Origin of the sequence: Tunturiibacter gelidiferens (assembly GCF_013410115.1) — a bacterium.
Lineage (GTDB): Bacteria > Acidobacteriota > Terriglobia > Terriglobales > Acidobacteriaceae > Edaphobacter > Edaphobacter gelidiferens.
Genome location: NZ_JACCCV010000003.1, coordinates 9883 through 35947 on the forward strand (window position 1 = coordinate 9883; position 26065 = coordinate 35947).

Sequence of the window (26065 nt, forward strand, 5' to 3'; positions counted from 1 at the left end):
CTTATTCTGGCTGCCTCTTCATAATCTGCCAATTCATTTCCAATTCAGCATCTTCTGTTAGCTCCCGCTCGATCTCATCTTTCAAAGCCCGCCATCCCGCTAGCCCCGTAGTTTTTCTTTGGCCAGTAATAATCATCCTTTCAGGCGATCCCGGAATTAGGGGCACTAAAGGACTCAGACCGGTCGGCTGCGAGATCGGCGGCAAAGGCGGCGGAACTGGCTCGCGAGGGGCGTCAAGCAACAACTTCATCGAGTCATTGAGCCACCTGCCGACTACGCTTTCAAGGGCCGTCACATGCTCATCAACTGTTAGTGCATCTTGAATGTTCTGCCGAAGCATTCCGGCAACACCGGCCCTCGGTTCATCCGTAATTTGTCCGAGTTTCTCGAATACGTCCAACCGGATCTGATCGATTGCGCGGTGAACTTTAGCCGACTGCTTGAAGACTTCGCCCATAGCCGAAGGCGATGTAATCTCAGCAACTCGAATAGCCTCGAACACTTCCAAGGGCTTCTTGGCACGCTGGATTGATTGACACATCGCACTCATGGCAACCGCGGACTTGTATCGAGGGAGATCGGAATAGGCTCCGACTACCGCAGGCAATAGTTTCTGCAATTTCCCGTGGTAGTTCGTTACATCCGGACCAAACTTCATACTCAGGTCGGAAACTTGATCATTCAGCTTTTGCAAATTCGCCAAACTCGGCAATACCGGAATCGTCACACCAAAGATATGGCTTGCCCGTTCACAGACTTGCTCCCATACCGCTTGGTCTGGCAGCTTTTGCCGCTCTAACAAAATGTCATCCCGCAGCGCAGTCAGAGACCCAGGAACTGGAATCCCCTGAAGTGTTAACAGCCGGTTCGCTTGGCATGCATAGGTGAGAATCACTAGGTTCTCAAGTAAGTCCGGGAGTCCCATCCGGTTTGGCTCATTCATCCATTTCCGCAATTCACCCACGGTTGCGGATCGACGCGGAAGTTGCGCCTCTCGGGGATCAAAACGGTCAAACCATGAGGTCTTAACTGCTAGGAACTGCTCGCCGACTTGTGCGAGATCCAAAGGTTCGAGCAGAGGCCGAAGCTTCTTCCGCAGATCGCGATCAATCGCGACCCTGCCATCCGGGCCTTCAAGCGCCTCGCGAATGCTCTCGTACGCTTGCTGAACCAATCCGGCGGTCAGTCGGAGTTCATCTTTATTGAACTTTGGATGAGCCGGAAACTGGCCGTCCAGACCCTGTTCGATCAAGCTGTCCAGCGCCAACCGTAAGTCCGCCGCAGCTGGTGGAAGAATCGGAATCGTTGCGTCCAATGACTGGAATTGTTGGCCCTTCTCCAAACGGAGGGACTCATCTAGCATTCCGGGCTCTGCGTTCATTACACCGTACGCCATGCGCAGTGAACGACGCAGCCGCTCGCGAAGCTGATCTCGTTGGTTGGTTAAGACGGTCTTTGCTTCAGATCTCTCAGCAAGAGATAAGTGTGAGCTGTACTGGCGCAATCGATCATCGTTCGACAATAGGAATTCGAGCACCACAAAACGGCCGAGCTCAGTCTGGAGGCCCGCGGAGAAGAACGACGGCAGCCAGACAATCGTCTTTGAGCGTGAGTTCGATGCGCGAAACCTGTCTAATCGATCCAGGTCGGCAAATGGTGTGTTCTGCTCCCGATCAAATGGAAAATCGATGACCACCCGCCAAGTATCGTCTGAGCGCAACGTGGAGTCGTCTGCTTCCCAAACGTTGGCAAAGCGGAGCTCGGCCTCACGCTGGGTCGCTCGCCATGTGATTTTGTGCCCAATCTCAAACGTGTTTTCATAAGCAATTCCGAGTTCCTCGAAGAGAAGCTGGCGAATCTTCTGTAGTCGATTTCCTGTGTTGTCCTCATGTTGAGCGTTGGCCAGAATATCTCTGGTATCTACGCCTGAAAGTTGAAGGCTGACCACCGGGTCCGGGCCGGAGCCGGTGATCTTTACTTCGCCGACTTCTGCCGCCCATTGCCGGCACCGCTGCTCAACCAACTGTGATTCACCACCAGGAATCGGAACCTTGATGGTTCCGTAATTCAATGAAGCCAGGCGACGAGCAGTAAGCGCCCGCAAGGTCTCCGCTTCCGGGGCCAACGCGGCGAGGACGAGCGTACCAATGATTCGTTCATCGGTTCTGAAGCGCCGGACCAGCGGATTGTCAGCCGGCATGGTCCGCAACTGGTCTTCATTCAGCCCAGCCGAACGCAACAATGCTGGGCGAAGCTTCTGTTCCCACAGTTTGCGAGCTTTGTCGAACTGATGGCGCAATTCGGCACTAAATGCATCGTGGCCGTCGAGCATAGCACCGAACAACGAACCAACCGGCACGAGTTCGCCCAGCTCCATCGTGTCCTGGTTGTCGACCAGAAGCTGCATCATGATCTTCAACGCCGTGCGCTCGCGTTGGAGAGCGGAAGAGACCACAACCAGCGATTTCACCAGGGCCGGGCTGAAGGGATAGAGCTGCTCAAATTCTTCAATTGTGCTCTCGCTCGTTAGCAGAACATCGCGAACCGACTCAGGCTCGCGCTTCACTTTCTCGAATGCCTGTTTGATCTGCAAGCGCGCTGTTTCGTTTTTGGGGCGGAGGATTCGATGCCGAGCAATCGCTGCTAGGTTTCGGTCTTCCAAGGTGATCCGGCTAAAGCGAGCCTCGAAGTAAGCCAGCGCGTCCTCGAAATTCCGCACTTCAACGCCCAACGCATGTTCCCCCATCAGGGTACGCAAATCGCGCTGACGTGCGATGAAGCTGACAATCGGAATCGGTCGCGAACCTGCGCCGGCTTCGACCAGCTTTACAAGCTTGGGTGCTTCGCGATTCACGAACGCGGTGTCGCCGGAACGAGACGCGAGCCAAAGGATTAGTTCATCCAGAAACAAGATGACGCCGTCATACCCAAGCGACTGCGCATGGCGGCTCATCACTGCCAGCCCTTCATCGAGACTTACGAAACCGGCCGTCTGGCGAGCGGCAGGAAAGAGGCTTCGCACCAGCGCATCAACCAAGCGGCCACGGTCGGCGGATGCGCTCCCGGAATGGATTGCAGTGTCGAAACTGGCGGCATTCCAATCCCCCTCTAGCGCTCCCCAGTCCCCGCTGGCTTCGCCATTCAGGGCTTCGAAAAATCCGTTGTCGCCCATTTGGCTCCGCAGTTTGAGCGCGTTTTCAACGAGGGCATCAGACGGGAAGAGGCCGGCAGGAGGGTGATCCGGGTGGAGCTTGCTTACCAGGTCGTAGTAGCCGCCCAGTATCCGCTGCTCAACCGACTCTGCTCCGATCATGTGGTAGGGGACCAGAAGGAACTGTTTCCCCTGCGTCCAATCGTTGTGCTTGGTGACGACTGAAGTAAGCTTCCCGATGGACCGCGCCGCCGTGTTGCCTTGCAGCAAGAGGTACAGCACCGCCATGAAATGGCTCTTGCCGGCGCCGAAGCTGCCATGAAGATACGTAGCCTTGCTTTCACGCGAGGTGATCGCAGATTTGACCAGACTTAGGGCCTCGTCGAAGCACTTGGCGAGTTGGTCAGTGACTACATAATCCTTCAGCGCCGCATCGGGATTATCGACAACGTCGGAGAGCTTCAGGACGAAGTCGCCGGGGTTGACGCGCTCAGGAAGGTCGAAAATGTCGCGCAGTTTAGTCATTGTGCCATGCTCTTCTTGCGTCCTGTCGTAGTACCGGCCGATTGCCAGGCAAGAACTTCCCGAACAGAGAAGCCAAGTTCCTGACACTGTGCTTCCGCAAATTCCGAGAAATAGGTGCCTAGCTTCAAACCTGTCTCGGGGTCAAGATCGTCATGCCACTGTTTCAGCCATTCTCGCAAATCCAGAAGTCCGGCCAGGATAGGTTTCAACCTCTCCATTTCCCAACCCTCTTCCATGTGCATCCTCTGATAGTAAGCGGCTAAGGCCCGTGCCTGCTCCAAGTGGGACCAGCCGGCCCAACCTAGCACGGGGGTGCGGTCGGAATCGCGCTCGAAACCCGGATAGAGTATGAAACGCTCCTTTGGAACATCCAGGCCACCACGCAATCGCCAGATGTCTCCACCCTTAAAATCTTTTGCGACATACTTCGGTGGTGCTGGAATTTCAAGATTTGTGACCCCAGCGTCTTCTTCGCGTTGCAGTCTCCAGACCTCTTCCCATTCTGTCCTCTTCCGTAGGCCAGATTCTGTGTGTCTGAGTGTAGGCAGGAAAGGGACAGACTCAGGTAATGCCAGACTGATGACAAAGCCGTCAAGGTCTTCAACAGGAGTGCCGTTGTAAATATCAGCGACCGAAATCCATTCGCGGTCCAGCGATAGTGCGTCACGAAGCTGCGAACACGAGACGAGCTTGTGTTCTCTCCAAATGACCTGAATCTCCATCCGATCGAGGAGCCAGCCCTTCAGGGCGGCGGACTCCATGTCTCGCCAGGATGGCAGATTCCAGCGGCGTTTGTACTCGGGGCGTTCAACTAGGGCGATATCGCGATTTGTTTCGATGACGGCTATTCGCCGCTCAACCAGGTCGCGATACGCTTCTGGCCAATGGGATGGGATCGCTGTCATTGGAGTTGAGCAGTTTCGTTCAAACCAAAGCGGTTCTTCGTTCGATCGGGCCAGCACGATCTCGAAGGCGCGCTCTCCGAGGTTCAAAAGCGGAATCTGATCCGCAGCGATTGTTAGATCATCCTCCAGGAATCCGTAAAGTCGATAACATTGCCAATCCAACTCTTCTTGGAGAGAAATCATGCGGCAGAGGTGCTGCCAGGCTTGATCGCGCGCGGAGTCTAACTGTTCCCGTAGGGGAACAGTCTCAGCGCAGAGTTTTTCCGGTAACAGCGAAGATCGGGCATCCACCTCCGTCTGAATCAACTTCGTAATGGCGGTCGGTTTTTCTTCTGGGATCGGAAACTGTTTTAGCTTGGTGCTATCAAACTCGTAATATACGTCCCACATCAGTTTTCTGACACGGGCACCTTCCGTACCAACATGATCGCCTCCTTTGGGATAATTGACCTGCTTCAGCCAAAAACATCCAGCAGACGAATTTAATAATCCCAACAACTCTAAACCCGTTTCATCCGAGCTTTGCGCCATAATCCTGATTACCGGAGCATGACGATTAAATGCAATGCGCCTATTCTCCAATACAAAATGGTTCTGAGTCGCAACGCAACCAAATGCAATCAATGGTGGCGAAAGTCGGCTAGTAACCACCATCCCGTAGTCCCACCAACGCAGCCCTCTCTCCAATTGAGACTCCCCGAACGACATTCGATTCGATAGCGTAGTACGGAAGCTCCATAGTTGCGCAGGAGGCTTGTCGCCAGGGACGAACAGCTCACTCTGGGAGGAGATTGACCAATCGCGTGTATCCTCTCCGGTCACATATATTCTGGCTTCTGTCAGTCCGATCCTGCCGAGATTACCTACCGGCCTGACCATTACATCATCCGCGAGCGTAAGAACTTGCACACCGGGATCACCCAGCATTCCAAGTCTTATTTCACTAATTTCGTCCATGGCCTCCTTGAGCTCTGCCGCGCCGCCACCGCCAATGGCCCAAGGGTGAGCGTCGAAGGACAGCCTCGTAGGGTCTGCAATACTGACTCGACTTCCCTCAAATCCAGATTCATCCACATGGTCAGCAATCTCACGCCAGACCGGAGCGTTTGCCGGATCATCTGGTACACCTGTCTCTCCCCGAATTCCTCGAACTGCCCGAATTGTGCTTGAAACGGGTGGCTGATGGCGCGCGAGCAGAATAGTTGTTGGCGTTCCATGTCCAGGCAAATAGACACCACTTGTATCGATGACGTGAGTCAAATCGAGGCGCCGGAGGAAGTTCTCAATGAGTTTTTTCCCAAAGGCACGCTTCATGAATGCATTCGAAACGATCATGCCCATCCAACCTGCTGGGCCATCGTCTCGTGAATCACTTCGCACCGTTAGATCGAAAAAACGCTCTGTGAATGGCACGCCTAATTGATACTTTCCGTGGCACGTTGTGAATCGATTGCGGTAAGCATCGCGCAAGACCGAGTCTCTTACGTTGATGTAGGGCGGGTTGCCAACAACAACATGGTACGGCTGGCTGAGAATGCGTTTGAGTTCCTCCGCATCCTCAGTGTCATAAAAATGTTCCATGCGGTCTTCAAGTAAACCACGCTGAACGCCGCCACCGGATATGCGTGAACCGTGTAGCAGAGAGTCTCCGGCGGCAAGATTGAACTTGAAATTTGGAGCGTCCTTCAATCGCCCAATGTCACTGGATTCAAGAGCAGAGATCAGCAGACGAAATCGGGTGATCTCAATTGCGAACGGATTTAGGTCAACCCCGTACACTGCATCGAGCGCACGCTGCACCAGTGCAGGCATATTAGTACCGGGTTCCTTGTTCTCCCAGGCGCGGATCAGTCTAGCGAAGGCCTCCAATAAGAAGTGACCGCTTCCGCACGACGGGTCGATCACGCGGAGGATTTCAAGACCAAATGCGTCCAAGGCGGGAGTAAGAGTGCGATCGAGAATAAAGTCGATGACAAAGCCGGGTGTCTGGCAGAGCGCGTAACGCTTGCGCGCAGATTCGGACAGATTCTGATACAAGTCGCCAAGGAATCGAGTACCGTGGGCCGCGTCACTGAAGTCGTAAATCAGTTCGTTAGTATCCGGATCGACCTTCTGGAAGAACTCGACAATTCGGGCTGCGCCCTGAGCGGTCGGTTGTAGGGAGTAAAGCGGATTGTGCTTCAGATCGAAGAGTCCCGCAACGCCAGGCAGCTTTGACACCTCCGCAAAGACATGCAAGAGGTAGTCGCGATCCGTAAGGCCAGGGTCCGGACGCAGGAACAGCGTTCGGCGATCCTTGGCGATTGCGAGACGCTCAGCCGGTCCCGATATCCAAGCGACTTTGGAGTTCCGCTCGTCCAGCCAACCATTGTCTTCGAGAAATCGCACAAATACGCATCCAAGCAGCCAATGAACGGCAGCTTGGGTTATCGCATCGTCGGCAAAAGCAGTGTAACCTCTGGCGGAGCCTTCGGTTCGAGCGGCCTGGACGGCAGCAGCGTGACGCTCGCGCAGCTTCGCTTCCAGCGCGGGCTCATCGGACAACCGCTCCCGAATTGCAGTCCCGGTGCCTTCAAGAAGCTTCTGGAGGCCCTGGCGGAGTTTCTGTTCATCAATCAATGTGCCGTTCCGCCTTTGAACTTGCGAAATTCGTTGTCAAGCCACTTCAAGGGAATCCAAGCCCACTGCGTCGGCCGTGCGGGAATAGCCTCGCCATCGATCATTGGAGAGGCAGCCTGGTGCTCACTCCCGGCAAGCAGCCAAAGGCTATGGTCGCCAAGCGAGTCTGCGAGATCATCCAAGATGGAGAGCTGTCCGTAGCGGGCCAGTAAACCCGGATAAGTCAAAAGCATGGACTTCGACCGCGACTGAATCGTTCCAGCTACTCGGACCGCAGCGTTCGCTGCCAGCGTCCGGAGCTTATCCCAATCGCGACTAGTGGTGCCGTCGCCCTCCGGTTTGGAGGCGTCGGCTCGAAGCACTACATCCCATCGAATGCCTTTAGACTCGGCTTCTCGTTTGAGCGCGGCGAGGAACTCCTGTTCGCAATTCAAAACCGTCATCGGAAAGTGTCTTTCGATGTTCTGCTTTGCCAGTTCTAAGTATTTCAACTTTGGACCCGTGGCAAGGACCAGGTAGCTTGGAGATGCGTAGGCCGCGCGCAGGCGCCGCTCAAACTCAACTGCGTCTTCCATGTCCCTTGGCAATTCCACGGGGGCAACATAAGAAGTGAGTCTCGGCGTTATGACGGTTTCGAACCGGTGGAGACTTGCAGAAGAAGCCACAACTGGCGCTTGCGGAGCAAAGTACTCAGACTTTGAATTGTCCCAAGTCAACTCAAGACCCGCTTCGCTCAGCAGACGGTCAAGACTGGGGCGTTCGGGAAGGGGCTGAGCTTCAGGGTATCTGTCGCGCACAAGCCTACGTAGTTCATCCGGCGTGATACTCCGGATGACGCCGGCAATCGCTGATTGCGCCAATTTGAGAGCGCGGAGCGCATCGAGATTCTTGGGATAGATCTCAAGCCGCGGAGATACTGCAACATGAGCAGCTGCGGCTGCAAGGCGAACGAGGCGATCCTCGCGTAAGGCAGGCGTTGTGCTAGGAACAGCGCGCAAAGCATCCAAAACGCGGCTCGGCGAGGGGAGAGGGTCGCTTTCGGCAAGAGTGCCCGCGACCTTTCCCAGAGCTTCAGCGTAGTCAAGAGCTGACTCCCCAAAGGGAGTTTCGGAACGCGCAACCAAGAAGACGTTTCCGTGGCGACGTTCTTCGAATCGGCAACTCTCAGATAGCTTCTCAGCTTCGATCGAAGCGCGGACGACAGCCGCTGCTCGATACCTTGCAAGAGGTTCCGTTACGTCTGAACCGCGACTTGTTAGGAGGTACTGAGCCAACTCTCCTATTTGAGCGACTCCGCCTTCGGCTTCGAGGAACTCCGCCAATTCGGTACGAACGGGTGTGAGAGCTGGGATGCTACGCCGCCAACGATCACGACCCTTAGTGATGATCTGGCCTACGTAAGCACGTGATTTCCCTAGCTTCTCGGCAATTTGAGACTGCGTTGGATATTGCGGGACTCCAGTCGCAGAATCTTCAAGTTCGAGGAAAGCCGCGAGAATTTTATGACTCACCTTCCCGGACTGACTCGACTCAACTGGGATGAGCAATGAGGTGAGCGCATCAACACTCATTGGCCCGGACGCTTCGTCTCGGCTTGTCTCCGGAGTAGAAGGCGGAGCAGCTGATCTTCCTGGGATTGCTGGCTGGGGCAGCTTCGTACGGAGCTTGCCGGTCAGGTCCATAATTTCCCGACGAGTCTTGTTGCCTACACCGCGAAGATTCGAGAATTTCCCCGGGGCTTCAGCGGCAAGTTCTTCAGCTCTGAGTATGCCGAGGCGGTCAAGTGTATTCAGAGCTCGGGTGCTGAGACCGAGTTGCGATATCAGAGTATCCGGCCGAAGGTTCTGAAGCGCCCTCTCTTGCGCTCCGGGGTCCGACAGTCGACTATCAACCGCGGATGCGCTGTGAAAGACTCCTTGCCACGCGATTAGCATGTCGGTGGCGTTATCAAAGCGGTTACCTGGATTGCGTTGGAATGAGCGACGGAAGAAGTCATTCAGCCCTTGGCGAACGGGCGCTTCGAGAAGATCAGAGTCTATGGTGGCCTCTGCTTCAATCAGATGCGGAGCGCTCTGTCCATCCCCCCAGCGCGGAGTGATGCCAGTAGCCATCTCATAAAGGATCACTGCCGCCGAGTACCGCTCTGCGGCAGTATCCCAGCGATTTCTGAGCTGCAAGAAAGGTTCGAGATAGGGTGGCGTTCCAACGCGAACATTGTCGAGCGGGGCATTGGAAAGCGAGAAGTCGAAGACTTTCAAATGCAGTTTCTTGCCATATTCTTTAATTCCGATATTGTCCGGCTTGAGGTCGCGATGGGCGATGCCCTTTCTTTCTAGGTATTGAACAACTTGGAGCAGATCTTCACCAAAGCGGGAAAGAAATTCTAGTGATAGGCGTCCTACTGCCTTCAGTTCGCGGGCAAGCGTATCGCGGCGTGGCTCGTCGCCTTTAGTAGGCTCCTTCTTGCGATCCCATTCGCCGGCGTACTCCATGAGGAAACCAGAGTTGCCATCGGGGAAGGATAGGATCTCCTTGGCGTCGACAATTAGTTGGTATCGGAGTTCCGCAAGGGTACGGAACTCCTCTTCAATGCGGTGGCTGTCTTTAGCTTTGCGCGCATATTTTAGGACAAGGATTTCGTCGCCACGTTGGACCAGCAGGGCAACGGCATTCGTGCCTCCGCCGAGACGCTTAAGCACTCTCAAGCTGTGCAGCAGCATATCCCCGGGTTTGGCTTCGAGGGGATCCGCAGGGGCCTCTTGAGGCGGGCGCGTCAACTCCTCTTCGAACTCATCAAGCCCGGCCAAGAGGTCGGCCGCAGATTCAGTGCGAAGCAACAGGTCTGGGGCGGTCGCCTCACGGATTAGCTCTTGGAGACGCGGTGTAACTCCGTCGAGGGCAGCGCCAAGCGGGAGTCCTTTGTGTTCGGACAAAGTCTGGTTTAATTCTGTGGCGCTTGCGGCCGGAGGGCGCCCACTAAAAACATGGAAAGCTATGGCCCCGAGCGAGAATACATCGGCCATCGGATCACGGCCCCTCGGATCAAGAACCGACTCTGGAGCGAGATAAACGAGGGTCGATTCCTCGGAATATTGGCTGGGGTGGAGCGTACTCGTCCGAGACGAGGGCGAACCAGAATTGGAGCTGGTGGCCAGTACACGACCAGCCTGCCAATTAAACAGTCGAACCTCTGGACGATCTGAATCCGGATGGACCACAAGAATGCTCTTTGGGCTCAGGGTTCGATGAACGACGCGGTGTGTATGGGCGTAACGAACTGCATCGGTAATTTGGCGGACGAGGCTCAACCGAATGTCCAGTGTAAGTGTGGTTCCACGCTGGCGCAGGTAATGATCCAGCCGAAGCTCGTCGGGCTCACGACGAAAGAGAATAGCGGGACCGAGTTCATGCTCATTGAAATCGAGTGCGCGAAGGATTCCGGGATGATCTAGCGATTCAAGGATCTGGAATTCCTGGAGGGCTGCCCGGCGAACCGATTCGCGTGTTGCTTTGTCTTTGCCCGCGACCGTGTAGAGACGGACACGCCGGGTGGTTTTGGTAGTCGGATGCTCTGCTTTGAAATCCTGATAGGCGAAGAGTGGATTCTCTTCGATCAATTCTTGGAGGACGTAATCGCCCACACGCCGCTGTCGTTGTGAAGGCCGGATGCCTGCTTCATCGAGCGCCTTGGCTACGCGCCTGGCCGCGCTCAAGTCAATTTGTGGACGGCGTGCCGATTCATTTCCGTAATAGTCGCGTTGAAGCAGAGCTGGAAGGATGCCAGCCCGTTTGTCCCGCGGCTCGCGTTCACAGACCCGCATGCGCTCGGATTCGGGGAGACGTACGCTGATACCAGGCGCTGAAAGGAAGACGAGGGCTTCGATCCAGGGCGCACGATCCCCTCGGAAGACGCGTTGCTTGTCAAGGAGGCTGGCTAGCTTTCGGGCCTTGGAATTCGCCAGAACTAGAGGGCTATCCACCGTAATGGTGCGCCCGTCCTTCTCCCAATCCCACAGGTGCCGGTTGCCTGTAACAATGCCGCCGCGGCTCTTCAATTCCACAAGGAAGACGCCGGCTTGCGTTACGACCAAGGTGTCTATCTCGTTTACCGAGCCGTCATCAGCTATGAACTCAAAGTTCGAGTAGAGAAAGATGGGGTCCCGATCCGGCAAGATGTCTCGCAGAAACTCCAGCGCTTCGCGTTCATGCGCGAATTGCGATTCAGCGAATTGGTTCCAACGGCGAGCGGATAGAGGCATTGGCAAATCAACAGCCACAGATTCATGGTAAAGAGCTTCAGTTTCGTCTGATCTCCAGTACCGACTATCTTAAGCGACCTGCCTAGAGGATCGCACGGCGAGGCATTAAGGGGGGTGTCAACGATTCCGGAGAAAGTGGGCCATTTGGAGAGTTGGTCAGCCATCCTCTTCCAAATGCATGTAGTTTCAATAACTTATGATTTATGCGTTGTCGTCGAGGCTTTCTATTTGTGACGGCTTTTACGAGAGAATTGAGTCTGAATCCTGGTTGGTCCGCTGAATCGTCAGCGACGATCCGAATCTGTTGCGTCTCCGTTGCGGTCCGAAGCAATCTAAAGACCCTGAGTCGGAAAGCTTTCAAGCTTACCTGGCGGTTGAGCGCCTCCAAACCATTCGCCTTGTAGAGTTTTCTTTTCATCGATGAGAGGTAGCGTTCCCCCTATGGCCACCGCCAGCTGTCCGTACTCGGCCAAGAACGCATCGTCGAAGTCCGCAATGATGTCTGGGATTAGCTTCGTTGGTGGCCGAAAGCGAAAGGCGGTATCACCTATCTTCCATGTCTTCTTCGCAAGGTCGGCCACGAATGGTAGCTTCGCTCCCCCTCCAGTAAATAGTATGAGTGCGTCCTGTGTTGCGGCACCGAGAGAGGGGTGCACCGCTGACAGGAATGAGGCGAGCCTGTCCTCCAGTGTCTTGCCAAAAGCTTTCACTTCCTTTGAGTCCAGAAATTCTTCACGATCCACAATGACTCTTTCATCTGTCACGAGGTCAATTTCTATAATCCCCTCATTGAAAAGACGCCGCTTGTAGGTACGCAGATTGCGTAAGCGAAGCTGTGCCGCTACTCTCGCCTGGGTTTCCGTATCCGTATGACCATCCATTTTGGAGAGGATGAATTGCACAAGTATGTCATCGACTCTGTCGCCAGCAGATCTCACCGCTTCGCTCATTCGAAGCGGAAACGCCTTACCACCACCTGGCCCCTGCGGAACCAAGAACAGTGCGAAATCAGTCGTTCCGGCCCCAACGTCCACAACCAGAACCATGTTGCGCATATTCCGATCTGTCGAGAGTCTTGCGGAACCCGCTGCGATTGGCTCGGAGATTCCAAGTGGGGAATCTTTGATTTGACCATCAAGGAGATGGTCTAGTTGATTTTCTAGCTTCTTCGCTTCGAGGTTCGCGTTCCTCACTTCCGCAACTGGAATTCCTTCACTCCAACGGTCGTGAAAAGTGTCTGCAAGAATCTGGGCCCTCTTAAGGAATTTTCGAAGAGTGGACGTCGCCCACTCTCTTTGCTCATCAGACCAGGCAGGGACTGTAAAACGTCTCGGTGTGTAACGGGACAGCTTATGTCGAACTTCAAGGTCGGAGCCTATGAGATCGGTCAGATAGGCTAAAAAGAAACAAATTGCGTCTTCAAAGGTGAGAGCTTCTGAAGTCGGGTTAAATGCAGCCGACAAGGGCTCAAGAAGTTGGTGTTCATGAGAAGCGTGGCTCAACTGCTGCTTAACTGAATCCAGCCTTTTCCGCGGCTTCCCATCCAGGCCATAATCGCTACTTAGCTTTATCGCATACGAACCCGCAAACATTCTGCCTTCGTCGCTCACCCAGACGCTAGACGCAACAGTGTATGGAGAGTTGTCCATATCACCATCGAGCCGCCCTAAGCCCATCTCAAGCAGATCCTCTGGACCTAAGCCGCCGCCATTGATCCGTCGAGCGAAAGCCTTCGACTTGGCGGTGCCAAAATCGATACAGACTATGTGCGAGTTGGGTTTGTTTTCACTAAGAGCACGAAGATTGATGGAGTAGGGAACTTCGGTCGGCTTCGCCGTCGTCTCAATGTCGACTCCCTGAACAGAAGTCTCATCGAATGAAGTCTGCGCTTGCGCGACCGTAGGCTTAGTCTCTCTTGCGGCGGACGCTGGGTGTTCCTCTGCTGTCGGTTTGCCGGAGAGGTATTGGAGTAAAAAGTCCAATGCTTGACGTTCGGTACCCGCAACTACGGCACCGTATTGGGGTTTTTCCGCATCAGCGTCCGCCCTCAGCCGTTCAAGCAGGCCTTTCAGTAGGATTTGGGCTGTTTCAAGATTCACGCGCGATCCTCGCTTTCTGAGCGATGTTCTTTCACTAAGGCCCGTTTGACGACGATCCGCTGCCCGTTCGAAGCGATAGATAGAATACCGCTCCGAAGTAGTTTGACCGTTGGACTACCTAATTCTCGTTCGTCTTCGAACTGATGTTCTAGTGACGAGTACCGAACTATTTCGCCTGGCCGCCCGAAAGATGATAGGTTTCTCTCAAACGCCAAGTCCGCAACGTGTGATTGGACACTTTTTATTGTTTTCAACTGCTGGTTGAGCGGTTCCTTTGGGATCGAAGCGAACAGATCGAGAGCGGGCAATAGTTCAGTCTCAATATCCTCTGCCTGCGCAGAAAGCAGCGAAGTTTCAAGCATCAAAGATGCAACCGAGTTCTCCATTCGGCCTATCTGGCTTTCTGTTGAAAGGGAGGTCTTTATTGAGACGCGTTTCCCACGAAGCCAAGCAGTTAGTTCTTCCGACAGCCCTAGGTTTCGCTCAATGATCTCTTCGCGCTTCTCACGAAAGTGCTCCTCATCCCCGACACTCAGAGACAAAGCTTCGAGCAGTTCACGGTTTTCTCTCCCGGTTCTGACCGATATCTCCAAAGCATCTGCAATGTCGTTGCTTAGTACCTTCATCGCGTGCTGCTCTGCGAAGCGGGTCCAGTCGCTGGATTCGAACCAATCTCTCAAACTGAAAAGAACGGAATACGTCTCACCCTCGAAGGCGACGGACAGACGCATTCTGACTGCCGTGGTAAGCAGAGTTATGACTTCTAATGCAGCTTCTTCCCGCGCCTTATTCATCTTGGGGCGCCCCGTTTGCGAAAAGGCTTGCCTAACGACCTCTCGAAGGGCATCGCCAAATCTGGGTCCCATATCGCGGATGATGGTCTCGCCCATCGAATGTCTGACGGCAGCAAGACATCGCCGCAGGCGTCGCGCAATGCTGCTCCCGGCATCCTCGGCTTCGAACCTAATGGAATGTAACGACTCGTTTAGGAGGCGAAGCGTCTGATCATAATGACCAGTAACGGTTACTAAACCTTCGACGAGTTCCTTACGAACCAACTCCGCGGTTTCTTCGGCAGCGGCATTATCCGAGAGGAACGTCACTAGGCTCTGATCTGGAGCGAATCGCCAAAATGTCGCCGCGTAGAAGCGGTCGTCTACCTCCGAAAGCGACTGCAGAGAAGCTGGGAGCGAAGGGAGCGCCATCGCAATTGTCTTTGACAACGTTGGCCGCAGGAACCGTACCAATCCCGCCAATTTGCATATCAGGGAGAACGCGAGAAGTTGATTCTTATCTTCACGATCAAGACTGATCTTCTCAATCCCTTCCAAGGACTTTAAGAACTCAGGACTGCGAGCGGCTTCATGCAAAGCCTTTATCTTGATGAGATCTGTTACGGCTGCCACCGATTCGTCGAGCGACTTCGCCGAAATAAACTTTTCTGTGAGGGTCACGTAAGCATTATCGCTCCTCGCACTCGGAAGATGATTCGAAGGCCCCCGAAGGTATGTCCAGGGGAGAATGCCGGAAGGGGCGGCGTAGGAGGAAATGCACTGGTTTTCAGCTTTCAAGCCCCCTCCTCCCTAATATTGTGTACGCCGATGGAAACGATTACTTCGCTATACACGCTGTGCATGGGGGGTATAGCAACGATTTGGTACAAAATGGGCCATTAGATGTTAACCCCTTACGGTAGTATGTCTTAGGGGTAAACAGTAGCAGAGCGGGGCAAAGGAAAGCCGGCCGTACAGGACGGTTCAATGCGACCAATAATTCCTTCCTACAAGTGGTAGCGCGATACGGTACCAAGTAGTACTAAATAAATATGAGTACTAATTGATACTTTATGGTACTGTTGTTTTGGAGGTACCAAATGGTTGCCCTAGAAACTCTCTTAGTCCAAGGAAAGTCAATCCCTTATCGTCGCGGGTCCGTGCCCGTAAGCGATTGTCTACTCGACCCGCAGAATCCACGCATTCAGTTTCTTGTAGGGCAGAAGGCTGGTAACGCGACGCAAACCGAGTTGGATGGTCTGATTTGGGAGAAGGACACCGTTAAGGCCTTAGCTCAATCCATTCAACAGAATGGCGGCGTTTACGAAGCGATCATCGTTCAGCGGACAGGGGAGCAGTACCTGGTTCGTGAGGGAAACTGCCGCACCGTCTCGGCACGTCACCTGCTTGATCAATATCCAAACGATTCGAGATTCATGACGATTCCCGCCATGATCTTCGACTCAGATCTCACTGAAGAAGACTTGGCGGTCCTTCTCGCTGACATGCACGTGAGCGGAAAAATCCGCTGGGACGCCTATGAACAAGCCAAGCATATCGCTGATCTCTATCACGTCTATGGGAAGACATACGACTGGCTGGGGAACCATCTCAGGTTGAGCAAGTCGAAGATCAACGAAATGCTTCTGGCTCACGCAGCTACCAAGGAATTTCTTCAACATCATCCCGAGCCCGTAAATGTCCGGAAGTTCTCTTTCTTTCATGAATTGATGAAGAAGCGTGATCTCCGTGAGCAGTTCAAGGAAGATCCCGAGTTCAAACAAAAATTTCACAAGTGGTTGGCGGAGGGAAAGCTGACGGACGCTAAGCAAGTACGTAATTTACCCGCGATTCTGGAAAGTGCCGACGCTGCCGCTGCGCTCGATAAAACGGGCATCGACGATGCAAGTAGGGTTCTTATCAAGAACGATCCATCTCTCGAGAGCGATCTTTTTCAAGCCGTCAAGAGGGCATCCGAGCAGCTTCGCAAAGCACCTGCTAGTGAGATCCAAGATCTCAAGGGCGGTAACCCTCAGAAAATCATCATGATTCGCGACCTTAGCCGAGCGATCGAAGACCTCTACACGCTTGCTGGGATGCAGAAATGAGCAAACTCCCGTGGCTGCCACGCACACCGCGCCTGCGAAATTTACCGTCACAGGCGCGGCACACATTACCCAGAGTGCATACTATGCGGCCTTCGATCCCCGCTGATACGAGGATCTTCGTGTGGAATCGCGATGGTGGCAAATGCGTTGCATGTTCTTCTAAATGCGATCTGCAGTATGACCATGTGATCCCGTTTTCGATGGGGGGAGCGACTACTGCAGAAAATCTTGAACTGCTCTGCGCCACTTGTAATCAGAAGAAAAAGGCTCGCCTGTGGGTGCCAAACGGTTAATGTGGTCACCTTCCTGCACCGCAGCCCTTTCCATGAGTTCCATCGTCATCCCGCACCTCAGCTCAGATATAGCCTCTGAGTAACAGCAAACGCGAGAGCGGATAGACCGAGTAGAGGGAGGATGTTTCCTCCCTGACTGCTGCCGGCGAAACACCTGCCGTCATCCGTCACCCACCTCTGCGGGCCTGTTCCTGCCCGCAACGCCAACCCTAAAAAGCAACAGCCAAATCCCCTAAGGGGAGTGAGTGTACCGGGACATGCGTTACGTTGTGGACCTGAGACATCCGTTACAAGCCCCTTGCGGTGGCGATGATTCGAGTTGGGGGGTACAACAAGACAAAAATCTCGTCGTCGAGGCCGTGGGAATGTGGGAATCCCGAAGGGATTTCCAAAGAGTGTGGGAAGGGTGGGAAGCCGGCTTCATGGCTTTCCATGCTTTCCATACTCTGTCATTTCCATGGCCTGCTTTTCGCGCCAAATGTTGGATAAACCGATATGCCGCCACCCAGTGCAATGTGCCGCACTCGCCACGAGATGCTGATCGGTCTCATCACTTCTCATTGAGAGCATTGGCGATTTCACGAAAATCGAGGAACCCCTAGCCGATATCACAGGTTCCTGGGGCGTTTTCGAGGACTGAATCCGCGAAGAAATGGCCGACGTGAACTCGAGGATAGGCACTTAAGGTAGCGTGTCTCCACTAATGTCAGCACTTTCGCCTGGTCGGGCGTAGCCGATTAGGGGCCATGATCTAATCCATTGATAGGGAGTGCCTATCATATGGAATTAAGACATCTTCGCTATTTCAAAGCGGTTGTCCAGTGGAAGGGGTATCGGGAGGCTTCGCGGCACCTGTATATTACCCAGCCTTCCATCAGTGAGGCCGTATCCGATCTTGAAAGCGAGCTTGGTATCAAACTTTTTTCGCGGGACGGCCGCGTGGCTCGGCTTACTCCTGAGGGGCAGGTCTTCTATGAAGAAGCAATTAAGACGCTCGCGCAGGCGGAGCGGTCCATTGCAACTGCCCAGCGCGCTGCCAAGGGAGAAATAGGCCGGCTTGGAATCGGCTTCATAGGATTTGTCAGCTACCCATTTCTCTCCGACTTGCTGCGCAAATACAAGGCGCGTCATCCGGGGGTCGCGCTACGTCTTGAAGAGAATGTGCCTAGCGGGCAGGACCTTGCATTCGATCGCGGAGAGATCGACATTGGCTTCACGCGTCCACCTTCCGCCGATCGCAGTTCGTCCTATGAGTCGCGCCTGCTCTTCCGCGAACCGCTAGTCGTAGCGCTTCCCAAGACCCGCAAGGTCAAAGCAAAGCGCATTCGCATTGCGGATCTCGCAGGGGAGCGGATCGTCACCTTTCAACGTGCAAGCTCCCCGGAGGTCTACGACACGATTATCCGCGCCTGTAATGACAACGGCTTCTCGCCCCGCATGCACAATGAACTGAACAATATGCACTCGGTGCTTTCCACTGTCGAAGCCGAGGAAGGGGTAGCCATTGTCTCCGCATCGGCCCGCAACCTGCGCGCGGACAACGTCTCCTTCTACCGCCTGCAGCCCGACAATGTCCGCATTGACTTTGTCGCCATATGGCGCATGAAGGAACCTTCGATCGCCCTCAAATCGTTCCTCGAACTGCTCGACGAAGAAATGTCCGCGATCCGGCAGAAGACGCGTTTCCCGTAATCCAAGCGACCGATAGGTGATACCTATCGACTGATTGGAATATACGACGCATCTCTATCACCCATCGTGAATCTCTTATGGTGTAGTCATAGCCGATAGGAGGCTGATATGGGAAGCAAGCAGAAGACAGTCATTGTGACAGGAGCATCGCAAGGCATTGGGGCCGGTGTAGTGCAGGCGTTCCTCGATCGTGGCTACAACATCGTAGCCAACTCACGTAATATCACGAAGTCCGGTGCATTTACCGCGTCCGGCCAGCTCGTTCTGGTAGACGGCAATATCGGTGAAAGCGCCGTAGCCGCCAGGGTGGTAGAAACAGCGGTCAGCAAGTTTGGGTCGATTGACGCGCTGGTGAATAACGCTGGCATCTTCTTCGCCAAAGCCTTCACCGACTACACGGCTGAGGACTTCAAGGCACTTTCAACTACAAACCTCGAAGGTTTCCTCTACGTGACGCAGGCGGCTGTGAAGCAGATACTTGCGCAAAAATCGGGTGGCAGTGTGGTCGGCATCACCAGCTCGCTGGTTGTGAACCCAATCGCTGGCGTCTCCGTTTCCGTTCCGATGATCACTAAGGGCGGTCTTGAAGCGGTTACTCGGAGCCTGGCGACCGAGTATGCGAAGGAGCACATTCGTTTCAACACCGTGGCTCCTGGTGTCGTGGATACTCCCCTTCACAAGAACAATCCCAAAGATTTTCTGAAGACGCTCTCACCGATGGGTACGATCTCAGATGTGAAGGATATTGTGGACGCAGTTGTCTATCTCACAGAGGCCCGTCATGTGACGGGGGAGGTGCTGCACGTGGACGGTGGTGCGCACTCAGGCAAATGGTGACCCCGAAGAGCACGAAGCCAGCGAGTGCGGAGCGCCGGCTTGCGGAGCTCGGTATTGAGCTGACGCCCGCGCCCATTCCGTTCGGCGCTTATGTTGAAAGTGTCCAGACGGGAAACCTGCTTTATCTCAGCGGCGTCCTCCCGGCGATCGGGCATGAACCGAAGTTCGTAGGCCGACTGGGCAGAGAGTACAACGTCGAACAGGGACGCGAAGCCGCACGCATCGCGGCTCTGAACGTACTCTCCGCCGCGAGGAACCACCTGGGCTCGCTCGATAAGGTGACCAAGGTTGTCAGGCTGGTGGCGTACATCGCAACCGAAGGGGACTTCGTCGCACAGCCGAAGGTGGCTGACGCTGCCTCGGAGTTATTGCGCGACGTCTTCGGGGAAGACAAGTTGCCGGTCCGGATGGTTCTCGGCGTTGCGAGCCTTCCACTCGGGGTGCCGGTCGTGTTGGAGGTCCTCTTCGAAGTTGAAGCTTGAGGGGGTGGGAGCGCTAGCTCCCTCCCTTTTGTGCGAGGTGGCATGATGGCGAAGGCATGGAATCAAACCCGCGTTTCAGAACTTCTGGGGATCGAATATCCGATCATCCAGGGACCGCTCGGCGGTCTTTCATCGCAGAGACTTACTTCCGCTGTATCGAACTTCGGAGGACTCGGATCGTTCGGCGCGCACGGTCTTGAACCAAACGCGATTGAAGATGTAATCGCCGAGATTCGTTCGCTGACGGCGAAGCCATTTGCGATGAACCTGTGGGTCTCGATGGAAGATGCGGAAGCCCACACGTCGGACGCTGTAACATTCCGCAAGGCTCTGTCGCACCTCTCGCCACACATCGAAGCGCTCGGCGGCACGCAACCTGAATTTGCACCGTACAAGCCGATCCGGTTCGAGGATCAGGCGCGCGTGTTGCTCGATGCTAACGTTCCAGCCTTCTCGTTTATCTACGGTATTCCACCAAAAGAGATATTAGATGAGGCGAGGAAGAGAGGGATCGTCACGCTCGGAACGGCAACGACGCCGGACGAAGCCATCGCTCTCGAGCAGGCTGGAGTCGAAGTGGTGGTTGCATCTGGCTTTGAAGCAGGCGGCCATCGGGGGTCCTTCTTAAGACCGGCCCAAGACTCACTGACAGGAACCTTCTCCCTTGTGCCGCAGGCGGTCGACGCGGTAAAAGTTCCAGTCGTGGCCGCTGGCGGAATCGCCGACGCTCGCGGCATCGCCGCAGCCTTCGCGCTTGGAGCGGAAGGCGTACAGATGGGCACGGTCTTTCTCGCCTGCGAGGAGTCCGGCGCACACCCCCTGCATCGCCAGGCTATTCTCAGCGGCCGTGCCGGACGGACCGCACTGACTCAAGGCTTTACCGGCAGACTCGCACGAGGCATAGACAACGAACTACTTCAAATGCTGAATAAACCCGGCACCGGGATACTGCCATATCCAGTGCAGAGAGGCCTTATGCGTAGCCTGGCACTCCCCGCGCAAAAGGCTGGCAGATCTGACCTGCTCGCACTCTGGGCCGGACAGAGTGCCAACCTGGCGCGTTGCCCGGGAATCCAGCAACTTTTGCAGTCTCTGGTGGAAGGCACAGCGGAACGGCTGAATCATGGAGCAAAAGAATGAGAGTTGAACTCGTTACACCCGACCCTGACACAGAGCCGCGTCATTGGGTGCGGCACGATCAGGCTTTCGCAATGATGTTGGGACCCGGCTCAATTGAGTGGGGCTCAAAGCGTTCGGCGTTGGAAAAGTTCGGCTACGCGGCGGGCGACTTGGCACTGTGCCATCGTCACGAGGGAGAGTGGGTTGGACTCATGAACGTGCGGCATCTGCAGCTCGGTATTTCCGATGCGGCCCTGATGGCCAGCTCTGACGGAGCTTACGGCGAGGTAGAACTGCACCCTTCACGTAAGTTTACGGACCCACGTCTGAGTGCGCTGGTTGCGGCTGCTCGTGCGGAGATGGTTGCTGGCTTTCCTAGCGGGCGGCTGTTTATGGATTCAGTCGAACAGGCGATGGCCGTAACCCTGGTCGAGGGTCATGCAGTGAGGCACCGTCCTGTGCAAATATACCGAGGCGGACTAGGCTCAGCGCGCTTGCGAAGGATTAAAGAGTTGGTCCATGCGAAGATGGGAGACGACTTGAGTCTCGACGAGATGGCGCAATCGATAGGATTGAGCACGGCCCATTTCGCGCGGATGTTTCGCAAGTCAACTGGCGAGACCCCACACCAATTTGTTCTGCGCCAAAGGGTCGAGCGCGCTAAAGCGATGTTGCGTGTTCCCGATGCGCGGGTATTGGACGTGGCAGTGGCCTGTGGCTTCACAACTCAGCAGCACTTTGCGCAAGTCTTTCGTGATGTCTGTGGAGTTAGTCCAACTCAGTATCGCCAGGATTTTCTGGACTCCGAAGTGATTTGCGCTTCGGAAACCCATCCCGAAGATATGCTGCGCCTGTGATTTGTGGTTCGCAGCCACAACGTCACCCTCACGTGTTGCCTTTCACTTCGTTGTTAACGTCGCAGCTCTGTCCGGAATTTATAATTCATCGCTCCTTGCATCCGCCTCGCACTGTGTCCTCCGTCAACAATTCTGACTGGGCGCCCCGCCGCTCGTTCGAAGTCTCGTCGTCGTTCACTCAAGACAGCCTCCAATCCTAGTTGTAAGTCGTTGGAGTTCTGTCTCTGGAAGCATGAATTTAGCAGGATTCCGACCATCCGAGCAGAAACCCGCCCAACTTCGTATGCGATGTGCAGTTTACTCACAGTTGTGAGCAGAGGTCGGCTCCAATCGGTCGAGAATAACTCAACACAGGAGGGTAACTCAATGGAAGCAATCGGATTGTTAGTCACGCTCGAAGCGCGCTCAGGCAAGGAGGCTGATGCCGAGGCATTTCTAAAGTCAGCTCAGCCACTCGCGCTCTATGAAAAAGCCACCTTGAAATGGTATGCGATCAAGATCGGGCCGGGAAAGTTCGGCATCTTCGACACCTTTGCAAATGAAGCGGGCCGCAATGCCCACCTGACTGGTGAGATCGCGAAGGCGTTGGGGGCGCGCGCCAACGAATTGTTCGCGAGTCCCCCGCAGGTCGAAAAAGTGGAAATCCTTACAAGCACACCTTTGAAGAACTAGGTGGGAGCAATTTGAAGCGCAAGTCCGTTTGATTACGGTATTCGTGCCTGCCACGTAAAAGACCTGGACGAATCGTTCTTGGCCTCTGCGTGATTTCACTGAAAACCCCACGAATTCGAGGGGCGAACGCTGCGAGACTCAACAACGTCAAACCACCGGCCAGGATCAACTGATGCATCATTGCCGGCACAACAAGGAGATATGAAATGTCATGCATCACGGTTGGCAATGAAAAGCTGGGCAGCGTCACGCTCCCCTCCGACGCACACGGACACTCTGGGTCAATGAGTGTCAAAACCATGAATCAACATCCGCTACGCTATCTCGTCTATGCCACTTTACTGGCCGCGGTGGCAACGCCAAACACAGTCCGGGCCCAGGCGGCAGCCGCCGCTCCGATCTCGGGTGTGATCGGAAAACTCCAGTCATTTACGGGCAATTCGCTCGATGTGATGACGAGTTCAGGCGCTGTCCACCTCGGTGTCAAGCAGCCGCTCACAACCTACAAACAGATACCGTCCGATTTGAGTCATGTCACGGCGGCGTCTTATATCGGCGTTGCATCGGTCGACCAACCAAACGGAACGAAACTGGCGAAGCAGATATTCATATTCCCCGCGGAGTTGAGCGGCGCTGCGGAAGGTAGCGTTCTCACAGACCCTCCAGGTGCAACCACTCACAGCAGGATGACCAACGGCTCAGTCTCCAGCCCTTCCGAATCGCACTCCCGTATGACGAACGGAACGGTCCAGAAAGGCAGCGGCACCACGCTTGTGGTTCGCTATCAGGAGGGCTCCCAAACGATCTCCGTACCGCCTGGTGTCACAGTCACAGAAGTCGCGCCTCAAAAGGTCACATTGGGTGCAGGGGATACCGTCTACGCGGCGACCCAGAAGCTCCCGGACGGAAAACTTGTGACGGACAAGATCTTTGTCTTCGTTCCAGCGGCGTCCCACTAGACCATGCAGTTGGGGTGTCAGCCCATGAGTCCATCAATACCTCCTCATCTTGAACCAAACTCGACGAACACGTTACTGGTCCAGCCAGGCGTGCTCGTGGTTAAACGACACCATATCCTAGTCCGCTGCAGTCACTGGTTGAACGTGCTGCTCCTTCTTGGTCTTATTCTGAGCGGCATCTCAATTTACTGGGCTTCGCCGATTTATCAACACAAGCCCGAACCGGTTACGGGAAACTTTGATGTCGCCGCCGATATTGGAATCTGGATGTGCCGTCATGTGCCCGGTTTGCACCATTACGCCAGTCCGCCCGACTGGATTTACAACCACGTGAGTCTAGGGCCGGGCATGTTAGCGCCGGCACTGCGGCTGCATTGGTTGTGCGCGTACTTATTCATGTTGAACGGCATGGTGTATGTTGCGGGGCTGGTCATGGGTGGAGGCTGGCGCTCATTGGTGCCTCGTCGGACGGATCTGGTTGACGCGCTCAGGATGCTTCGGTATTACCTCGGCGTTCCCTTCGCTAAACTAACCCGCCGCCAATGGCCACATCCAGAGTTCAGCACAAAGTACAACCCACTCCAACGCGCAGCATATTTCTCTGTCCCAGTTGCCGGATTTCTTTCGGTCGCCACAGGATGGGCGATTCATAAACCGATGCAGCTCCATTGGCTGGCTGCGCTCTTTGGAGGCTTCGACGCGGCGCGTGTATGGCATTTCTGGCTCATGTGGCTCTTCATTTTCTTTGTTGTGCCGCATGTGATTCTGGTCTTCGCCGACAGGTGGGATACGCTGCGCAGCATGATCGTAGGTTGGTCAACACGAGTAGACCGGTCGGGGACCATCAAAATGAACAATGAAGAAAAAGGCAATTCAGCAGAACCGAAGGATCTTCCTTCGACGGGTAAGGGATCGGAGCAAGACGTAGCAGAGTTGCCAGCGGCGGACCCTGAAGATACGAATCCTTCCGTTCCAACGGCCATTGAGACTCAAACGACCGTTAAGGCGACTAGTCCACAGGTGGATACGGATGAAACACCGTCATTATCAGCGAACCAGGTGCCGCAAACTGACCCAGTGGCTGTACCTGCCGCGGCGGAACCTGTTGACGTTAAGGAGCACCAAAGCCTCTTTGGAGAGCGACCTCTCCCTATAGTTGAGATGGCTCCCCGCATTCTGCGCTATCGAACCCGGCGCGACGTTTTGCTGTTTGGAGCGGGCGCTATGGCAGCAGCTGCAAGTGCCAGATTCTTTCTGCCGCCAGCTACGCTCAGCCACCCGGGCGTGCGCGGAGATATGAGTATTGCTGGGAAGGAGTGGTTGCTGAACAAAGCGATTCGTGTCGACGATGACGTGGCAGAAACGCTCTACTCGGCGAACCGTATGGTGCCCATCTACACTAAATCTCAGATTACCCCGATCAAGAACAACTACAACGGCGCGACGCCAGATCCGGCGTATATTCCGGGGTGGCGTCTAACTCTCGATGGGCTGTCCTCCGGCCTGATCGTTTCTCTCGACATCCGCGCTCTTCTCGTACACCACCAGATCCATGACCAGATTACTCGCCTCGTGTGTGTGGAGGGTTGGAGCGCAATCGCATGGTGGTCCGGGTTGAGATTCGATGATCTCTTGCATGCTTATCCGCCGGTATCCCAGGCAAAATGGGCCCACATCGAATCGTCCGTCAATCTCGACACAAACGGGAATCCGGATCCATATTTCGTTTCGATTGACCTGCTGACAGCGCAGCATCCGCAGACTCTACTGGCGACTCACCTGAACGGAAAGCCTCTCACGGTGGAGCACGGGACTCCGCTGCGACTGCTTGCACCTGTGAAACTAGGCCTGAAGAACATCAAGGCGATTACACGAATTACCTATACCAAAGACGAACCACCAGACTATTGGGCAAAGCGCGGATATTCACGCTATGACGGAATTTGAATCTGCTGCCCCGAGAGTGCCAGATTCTGAGGGAATGAATGGAGGGTTGAAAGGCAACTCTTGCCGACAACCGCTCGGAAAGGTGGCGTGCTGTTGCACGTGAACTACATTGGGCGCTATCCACAGGTGGCTTGAATGTAGCAAGATTCCGACCATCCAAGCAAAAATCTGCACAACTCCTTATGCGATATGCAATTTACTCAGAGTTGCGCGTATGAAACTTTCATTCACTACACCTTGCCGGTTTTGACCGGCGCCACGGAGAAAACAAGGATGACCACTGATCAAACAACCAGCGCAGTAGCTGTTTCAACCCAGGAAGCCATGAAGGTGCAATACACCGCCAAGACCCATACTTCGGGCGGGCGGCGCGGCGGCGTCTCCCGCAGTGACGATGGCCGCTTAGATGTTAAGTTCTCGGCTCCCATAGTCCCGGGAACTGGTACGAATCCGGAGCAGTTATTTGCCGCTGGTTGGTCAGCCTGTTTCATTAGTGCGATGGGGGTTGTGGCCAGCAAGATGAAGGTCAAACTCCCGGCTGAAGTAGCCGTCGATGCCGAAATAGACCTGTGCAATTCTGGCGACGTTTACTTCCTCCGAGCACGGCTTAACGTCAGCCTGCCGGGCTTGGAGCGTGAAGTCGCTCAAGCCATTGTGGACGCCACGCACGGCGAGACATGTGCATATTCCAACGCTACACGGGGCAACATCGACGTCACCCTCAACGTGGTGTAGCCCGACCTGGAGCAGACCGTTTTACAAGAACTG

General features: G+C 54.8%; 16 protein-coding genes. 10 read left to right on the top strand and 6 right to left on the bottom strand.

Features of this window, described 5'->3' with window-relative positions; all coding sequences use genetic code 11:
- Nucleotide 1: 1 nt before the first annotated feature.
- From HDF12_RS21445 to HDF12_RS21465, 5 genes are all read right to left on the bottom strand, one after another.
- Nucleotides 2-3676, bottom strand: coding sequence for a BREX-2 system ATPase PglY family protein (locus HDF12_RS21445; protein ID WP_179587197.1), 3675 nt, complete (start codon nt 3674-3676; stop codon nt 2-4).
- Entirely contained in the window at nt 3673-7200 is a 3528-nt protein-coding gene (gene pglX, locus HDF12_RS21450) for a BREX-2 system adenine-specific DNA-methyltransferase PglX (protein WP_179587199.1), read from the bottom strand. Before pglX ends, HDF12_RS21445 begins: the two co-directional genes overlap by 4 nt.
- On the bottom strand, nt 7197-11459 hold the full coding sequence (gene pglW / locus HDF12_RS21455; RefSeq protein WP_179587201.1) for a BREX system serine/threonine kinase PglW: 4263 nt from the start codon (nt 11457-11459) through the stop codon (nt 7197-7199). The genes pglX and pglW overlap by 4 nt, the downstream gene beginning before the upstream one ends.
- A gap of 332 nt (nt 11460-11791) precedes the next feature.
- Nucleotides 11792-13558, bottom strand: coding sequence for an acetate and sugar kinases/Hsc70/actin family protein (locus HDF12_RS21460; protein ID WP_179587203.1), 1767 nt, complete (start codon nt 13556-13558; stop codon nt 11792-11794).
- Nucleotides 13555-15129: a hypothetical protein gene (locus HDF12_RS21465; RefSeq protein WP_179587205.1), complete on the bottom strand. Its 1575-nt coding sequence runs from the start codon at nt 15127-15129 to the stop codon at nt 13555-13557. Before HDF12_RS21465 ends, HDF12_RS21460 begins: the two co-directional genes overlap by 4 nt.
- 302 nt (nt 15130-15431) lie before the next feature.
- Here HDF12_RS21465 and HDF12_RS21470 point away from each other — a divergent pair, with 302 nt between their 5' ends.
- Complete coding sequence (locus tag HDF12_RS21470) at nt 15432-16439, top strand: hypothetical protein (RefSeq protein WP_179587207.1); 1008 nt, start codon at nt 15432-15434, stop codon at nt 16437-16439.
- A 213-nt stretch (nt 16440-16652) separates the two neighbouring features.
- Here HDF12_RS21470 and HDF12_RS22610 read toward each other — a convergent pair whose 3' ends face one another.
- Nucleotides 16653-16781 (bottom strand): hypothetical protein, encoded by a 129-nt coding sequence (locus HDF12_RS22610; protein WP_257025841.1) that lies wholly within the window; start codon nt 16779-16781, stop codon nt 16653-16655.
- Between the two features lie 731 nt (nt 16782-17512).
- On the opposite strand from HDF12_RS22610, the gene HDF12_RS21480 reads away from it, so the two are divergent.
- The 9 genes from HDF12_RS21480 to HDF12_RS21520 all read left to right on the top strand — a co-directional run bounded on the left by HDF12_RS21480 (nt 17513) and on the right by HDF12_RS21520 (nt 26032).
- Nucleotides 17513-18424, top strand: a complete 912-nt coding sequence (locus tag HDF12_RS21480; RefSeq protein ID WP_179587211.1) for a LysR substrate-binding domain-containing protein — start codon at nt 17513-17515, stop codon at nt 18422-18424.
- Between the two features lie 108 nt (nt 18425-18532).
- Nucleotides 18533-19261, top strand: coding sequence for an SDR family NAD(P)-dependent oxidoreductase (locus tag HDF12_RS21485; RefSeq protein WP_179587212.1), 729 nt, complete (start codon nt 18533-18535; stop codon nt 19259-19261).
- Complete coding sequence (locus HDF12_RS21490) at nt 19255-19743, top strand: RidA family protein (RefSeq protein ID WP_179587214.1); 489 nt, start codon at nt 19255-19257, stop codon at nt 19741-19743. The genes HDF12_RS21485 and HDF12_RS21490 overlap by 7 nt, the downstream gene beginning before the upstream one ends.
- Nucleotides 19744-19785: 42 nt before the next feature.
- Entirely contained in the window at nt 19786-20883 is a 1098-nt protein-coding gene (locus HDF12_RS21495) for an NAD(P)H-dependent flavin oxidoreductase (protein ID WP_179587216.1), read from the top strand.
- Complete coding sequence (locus HDF12_RS21500; protein WP_179587218.1) at nt 20880-21719, top strand: helix-turn-helix domain-containing protein; 840 nt, start codon at nt 20880-20882, stop codon at nt 21717-21719. The genes HDF12_RS21495 and HDF12_RS21500 overlap by 4 nt, the downstream gene beginning before the upstream one ends.
- Nucleotides 21720-22085: 366 nt before the next feature.
- Nucleotides 22086-22391 (top strand): putative quinol monooxygenase, encoded by a 306-nt coding sequence (locus HDF12_RS21505; protein ID WP_179587220.1) that lies wholly within the window; start codon nt 22086-22088, stop codon nt 22389-22391.
- 206 nt (nt 22392-22597) lie between these two features.
- On the top strand, nt 22598-23350 hold the full coding sequence (locus tag HDF12_RS21510) for a hypothetical protein (protein ID WP_179587221.1): 753 nt from the start codon (nt 22598-22600) through the stop codon (nt 23348-23350).
- A gap of 24 nt (nt 23351-23374) precedes the next feature.
- Complete coding sequence (locus tag HDF12_RS21515; protein WP_257025842.1) at nt 23375-25297, top strand: molybdopterin-dependent oxidoreductase; 1923 nt, start codon at nt 23375-23377, stop codon at nt 25295-25297.
- Nucleotides 25298-25570: 273 nt separating this feature from the next.
- Nucleotides 25571-26032, top strand: a complete 462-nt coding sequence (locus HDF12_RS21520) for an organic hydroperoxide resistance protein (protein WP_179587225.1) — start codon at nt 25571-25573, stop codon at nt 26030-26032.
- Nucleotides 26033-26065: the final 33 nt, after the last annotated feature.